This is a genomic window from Psychrosphaera saromensis (assembly GCF_002954545.1).
Taxonomy (GTDB): domain Bacteria; phylum Pseudomonadota; class Gammaproteobacteria; order Enterobacterales; family Alteromonadaceae; genus Psychrosphaera; species Psychrosphaera saromensis.
In genome coordinates this window covers 3,547,512-3,553,284 of sequence record NZ_MSCH01000003.1, presented here as the reverse complement: position 1 = coordinate 3,553,284, position 5,773 = coordinate 3,547,512, and the positions used below count along the sequence as shown (strand labels likewise).

At 46.6% G+C, this 5,773-nt stretch carries 2 protein-coding genes, 2 tRNA genes, 2 rRNA genes and 2 other annotated features; all 6 genes read left to right on the top strand.

Going from position 1 to position 5,773, the window contains the following annotated elements; genetic code table 11:
* Positions 1–21: 21 nt before the first annotated feature.
* Positions 22–135: a sequence feature (16S ribosomal RNA rRNA prediction is too short), on the top strand.
* A gap of 4 nt (positions 136–139) precedes the next feature.
* Positions 140–786: a sequence feature (16S ribosomal RNA rRNA prediction is too short), on the top strand.
* A gap of 88 nt (positions 787–874) precedes the next feature.
* Positions 875–951 (top strand) — tRNA-Ile (locus BTO11_RS16045).
* A 38-nt stretch (positions 952–989) separates the two neighbouring features.
* Positions 990–1,065: transfer RNA gene (locus tag BTO11_RS16040), tRNA-Ala, on the top strand.
* Positions 1,066–1,346: 281 nt separating this feature from the next.
* Positions 1,347–4,235, top strand: a 23S ribosomal RNA gene (locus BTO11_RS16035).
* Between the two features lie 107 nt (positions 4,236–4,342).
* Positions 4,343–4,457 (top strand): 5S ribosomal RNA (rrf, locus tag BTO11_RS16030).
* A gap of 476 nt (positions 4,458–4,933) precedes the next feature.
* Positions 4,934–5,248: a transposase gene (locus BTO11_RS16025; protein WP_105053545.1), complete on the top strand. Its 315-nt coding sequence runs from the start codon at positions 4,934–4,936 to the stop codon at positions 5,246–5,248.
* A 50-nt stretch (positions 5,249–5,298) separates the two neighbouring features.
* Positions 5,299–5,773, top strand: a 475-nt coding sequence (locus tag BTO11_RS16020) for a DDE-type integrase/transposase/recombinase (RefSeq protein ID WP_146105520.1), incomplete at its 3' end; no start/stop codon positions are given.

The following is a 5,773-nucleotide window of genomic DNA, read 5'->3' as shown; positions in this document are numbered from 1 at the left end:
TCGACACTGACGCTCATGTACGAAAGCGTGGGTAGCAAACAGGATTAGATACCCTGGTAGTCCACGCCGTAAACGATGTCTACTAGCAGCTTGGCGCTTAAGCGCTGTTTTGCGAAGCTAACGCGATAAGTAGACCGCCTGGGGAGTACGGCCGCAAGGTTAAAACTCAAATGAATTGACGGGGGCCCGCACAAGCGGTGGAGCATGTGGTTTAATTCGATGCAACGCGAAGAACCTTACCATCTCTTGACATCCAGAGAATTTTCTAGAGATAGATTAGTGCCTTCGGGAACTCTGAGACAGGTGCTGCATGGCTGTCGTCAGCTCGTGTTGTGAAATGTTGGGTTAAGTCCCGCAACGAGCGCAACCCTTATCCTTAGTTGCTAGCAGGTTATGCTGAGAACTCTAAGGAGACTGCCGGTGACAAACCGGAGGAAGGTGGGGACGACGTCAAGTCATCATGGCCCTTACGAGATGGGCTACACACGTGCTACAATGGCAAGTACAAAGGGTTGCAAACTCGCGAGAGTAAGCGGATCCCATAAAGCTTGTCGTAGTCCGGATTGGAGTCTGCAACTCGACTCCATGAAGTCGGAATCGCTAGTAATCGTGGATCAGAATGCCACGGTGAATACGTTCCCGGGCCTTGTACACACCGCCCGTCACACCATGGGAGTGGGCTGCAAAAGAAGTAGGTAGTTTAACCTTCGGGAGGACGCTTACCACTTTGTGGTTCATGACTGGGGTGAAGTCGTAACAAGGTAGCCCTAGGGGAACCTGGGGCTGGATCACCTCCTTATACATAAAGTTATGAGATTTACTCGTGTCCACACAGATAATTAATTACGAATTGTGAGCAAGAAGAAAAACCTGAAGGCCTGTAGCTCAGCTGGTTAGAGCGCACCCCTGATAAGGGTGAGGTCGGCAGTTCAAGTCTGCCCAGGCCTACCAAGCCTTTGGGGATATTGAACCCAAGCCATCAAATAGATGGGGCTATAGCTCAGCTGGGAGAGCGCTTCCCTTGCACGGAAGAGGTCTGCGGTTCGATCCCGCATAGCTCCACCACTTCTTCTTAAATGAACATAAGCTCAAATAAATACACATTAAGTGGTTAACTTTAGTGTCTATTTATTTGAGTTTTTTAAAACTCAATTGCTCTTTAACAAATTGGAAAGCTGAATAAAAAATAAAGGTATAAATCTTATTTTAGTTCTTAGGAATTGGATTAAGTAATTTGTATCACTGTAAGAGAAAACTCAAGCGTTATTTATGTCGATTGTGTTTTTAGCGAACGCAATCAAAATGGCATAACCTACGACTTAGTGCGAGAGCATTTAAGGTTGTATGGTTAAGTGAATAAGCGTATACGGTGGATGCCTTGGCAATTGGAGGCGATGAAAGACGTGTTAATCTGCGATAAGTCTGGTTAAGGTGATAAAAACCGTTATAGACCAGAATTTCTGAATGGGGAAACCCACTGCATTTTGTGCAGTATCGCATAGTGAATACATAGCTATGCGAAGCAAACCCGGAGAACTGAAACATCTAAGTACCCGGAGGAAAAGAAATCAACCGAGATTTCCTGAGTAGCGGCGAGCGAAAGGGAAACAGCCGATTCAGTATGATGTAGTGGAAGGTTCTGGAAAGTTCCGCAATAAAGGGTGATAGCCCCGTACACGAAGCAGCATATTGGACACATTAAGTAGGTCGGAGCACGAGAAACTTTGACTGAAGATAGGGGGACCATCCTCTAAGGCTAAATACTCCCAATTGACCGATAGTGAACCAGTACCGTGAGGGAAAGGCGAAAAGAACCCCTGTGAGGGGAGTGAAATAGAACCTGAAACCGTATACGTACAAGCAGTAGGAGCAGACTTGTTCTGTGACTGCGTACCTTTTGTATAATGGGTCAACGACTTATATTTTGTAGCAAGGTTAACCGAATAGGGGAGCCGTAGGGAAACCGAGTCTTAACTGGGCGAAATAGTTGCAAGGTATAGACCCGAAACCCGGTGATCTAGCCATGGGCAGGTTGAAGGTTGAGTAACATCAACTGGAGGACCGAACCCACTAACGTTGAAAAGTTAGGGGATGACCTGTGGCTAGGAGTGAAAGGCTAATCAAACCGGGAGATAGCTGGTTCTCCCCGAAATCTATTTAGGTAGAGCCTCGGACGAATACTTACGGGGGTAGAGCACTGTTTGGGCTAGGGGGCCATCCCGGCTTACCAACCCCATGCAAACTCCGAATACCGTAAAGTAATATCCGGGAGACACACGGCGGGTGCTAACGTTCGTCGTGGAGAGGGAAACAACCCAGACCGCCAGCTAAGGTCCCAAAGTTTATGTTAAGTGGGAAACGATGTGGGAAGGCTTAGACAGCTAGGAGGTTGGCTTAGAAGCAGCCACCCTTTAAAGAAAGCGTAATAGCTCACTAGTCGAGTCGGCCTGCGCGGAAGATGTAACGGGGCTAAACATAACACCGAAGCTGCGGATCTTTACTTTATTGTAAAGGTGGTAGGGGAGCGTTCTGTAAGTGGCTGAAGGTGAATCGAGAGGTTTGCTGGACATATCAGAAGTGCGAATGTTGACATGAGTAACGATAATGGGGGTGAAAAACCCCCACGCCGAAAGACCAAGGGTTCCTATCCCATGCTAATCAGGGTAGGGTAAGTCGGCCCCTAAGGCGAGGCAGAGATGCGTAGTCGATGGGAAACAGATTAATATTTCTGTACTTTTAATCATTGCGATGGGGGGACGGAGAAGGCTAGGTGAGCACGGCGTTGGTTGTCCGTGTGAAAGTATGTAGGTGGTTAGTTTAGGTAAATCCGGACTTTCATTCAACACTGAGATACGAGACGAGTCACTAAGGTGATGAAGTCATTGATGCCATACTTCCAGGAAAAGCCTCTAAGCTTCAGATGATTAAGAACCGTACCCTAAACCGACACAGGTGGTCAGGTAGAGAATACTAAGGCGCTTGAGAGAACTCGGGTGAAGGAACTAGGCAAAATGGTACCGTAACTTCGGGAGAAGGTACGCCAGCATTGGTGATGGGACTTGCTCCCTAAGCTGAAGCTGGTCGCAGTGACCTGGTGGCTGCAACTGTTTATTAAAAACACAGCACTGTGCTAAATCGAAAGATGACGTATACGGTGTGACACCTGCCCGGTGCCGGAAGGTTAATTGATTGGGTTATCTTCGGAGAAGCTCATGATCGAAGCCCCGGTAAACGGCGGCCGTAACTATAACGGTCCTAAGGTAGCGAAATTCCTTGTCGGGTAAGTTCCGACCTGCACGAATGGTGTAATGATGGCCACGCTGTCTCCACCCGAGACTCAGTGAAATTGAAATCGCAGTGAAGATGCTGTGTACCCGCGGCTAGACGGAAAGACCCCGTGAACCTTTACTACAGCTTGACACTGAACATTGAATCTACATGTGTAGGATAGGTGGGAGGCTTTGAAGCAATGACGCTAGTTGTTGTGGAGCCAATCTTGAAATACCACCCTTGTATATTTGATGTTCTAACATTGGTCCCTTATCGGGATTGTGGACAGTGTCTGGTGGGTAGTTTGACTGGGGCGGTCTCCTCCCAAAGAGTAACGGAGGAGCACGAAGGTTTGCTAAGTACGGTCGGACATCGTACGGTTAGTGTAATGGTAGAAGCAAGCTTAACTGCGAGACGGACATGTCGAGCAGGTACGAAAGTAGGTCATAGTGATCCGGTGGCTCTGTATGGAAGGGCCATCGCTCAACGGATAAAAGGTACTCCGGGGATAACAGGCTGATACCGCCCAAGAGTTCATATCGACGGCGGTGTTTGGCACCTCGATGTCGGCTCATCACATCCTGGGGCTGAAGTCGGTCCCAAGGGTATGGCTGTTCGCCATTTAAAGTGGTACGCGAGCTGGGTTTAGAACGTCGTGAGACAGTTCGGTCCCTATCTGCCGTGGGCGTTGGATGATTGAGAGGGGCTGCTCCTAGTACGAGAGGACCGGAGTGGACGAACCGCTGGTGTTCGGGTTGTCATGCCAATGGCATTGCCCGGTAGCTACGTTCGGAATCGATAACCGCTGAAAGCATCTAAGCGGGAAGCGAGCCTCGAGATGAGTCATCCCTGACAGTTTAACTGTCCTAAAGGGTTGTTGAAGACTACAACGTTGATAGGTAAGGTGTGGAAGTGCTGTGAGGCATTAAGCTAACTTATACTAATTGCCCGTGAGGCTTAACCATACAACGCTTAAGTGTTCTTGAACGTTGATACAAATAAACTTTATTTTTTACTTAACTGATATTCGGTTAAGAAGCTTTCCATTGTTAAATACGCAATAACGCTTTTGTCTGGTGGCAATAGCGCTGTGGTCCCACCTGAATCCATTTCGAACTCAGAAGTGAAACGCAGTTGCGGCGATGGTAGTGTGGCAGTCGCCATGCGAGAGTAGCTCACCGCCAGACTCCTATTAGAGAAACCCGTTGATCGTAAGATTGACGGGTTTTTTGCTATTTGGAGTTAAGAAAACAGCAGCGAGTTGAGAGCTGCGAGCCTCGAGTGGCGAGTGGCGAGTGGCGAGTAGCGAGATACTAGTTTCGAGGATGAGCAAGTGAAAAGCAAAAACGCTAAACTCCTATTTGGTCGTTCTTAGGCATCCATGTCTTCACGGCATTCGAACATCCTGGCTCATCAAGAAACTAGTTGATCGTAAGATTGACGTTTTTTGCTATTTGGAGTTAAGAAAACAGCAGCGAGTTGAGAGCTGCGAGTGGCGAGATACGAGTTTCGGGGAATAGAGAAATAAGCAAAATCAGCCTCTAGTTCAGAGCTACGAGTGAAGAGAAAAAGCAAAAGTAACTTATACCTTGAGCCGTCAACAATGAATAAACACTGATATGACTCCACAAAAGTAGACACCTATTTTTAGGAATAAGGTGTCATGAAAATCGAATTCAGACGTAAGCACTCCATAGAGTTTAAAATAAAAGCCGTTCAACAATCGCTAGACTCTCCAGATACCGTTAATATGACGGCATTAAAGCTAGGAATACATCCAGCAACCCTATCAAGGTGGAGAAACCAAATGACCTCTAAAAAACACACAAACAAGCCAATTAAGAATGCAGGTCCAGATAAGTCTTATACTGATTTAGAGCGCCAAGTACGTAAACTCGAAAAGCAACTTGAGGAGGCTCAATTGGAGAATGATGTGTTAAAAAAGGCGAAGGCCTACTTCGACAAGCTAAAAGAATAAGGTTCGCGTATATAAATAAACACGCGAATACAAAACAGCCCGTTAATAAAATGTGTAAATGGCTGGGTGTTTCCAGAGCTGGATATTATAAATGGTGCCAACAAACACCCAGTAAACATGCAGATAAAAACACATTACTGAGGGACTTTCTAAAGCGCGTTAGTGATAAAGAGCATTGCATTCCAGGTTATAGAAAACTATGGGATGCAGCTGTATCTCATGGTTTTGATTGCAGTCAAGGCAAAGTACAACGCTTGCTACAGTGTATGGGTTATCGCTCAGTCGCGGGAAAACACAGAATGAATAAGGCAGCTAAAGAGTCAACATTTATTCCGACGACTCATATACTACAACGCCAGTTTGATGTGAAAGAAGCAAACAAGGTGTGGGCTTCAGACATCACTCAAGTTCGTTGTAATGAAGGCTGGCAGTACTTGTGTGTCATTCTCGACTTGTACTCACGTAAAGTGGTAGGTTGGGCAACGAGTAGAATAAACAATGCCTCTTTAGTTATTAAGACGTTAA

Bases quoted from the DNA above. Each gene is read 5' to 3' on its own strand.
- BTO11_RS16025 (WP_105053545.1), top strand. From the start codon at position 4,934: ATGAAAATCGAATTCAGACGTAAGCACTCCATAGAGTTTAAAATAAAA.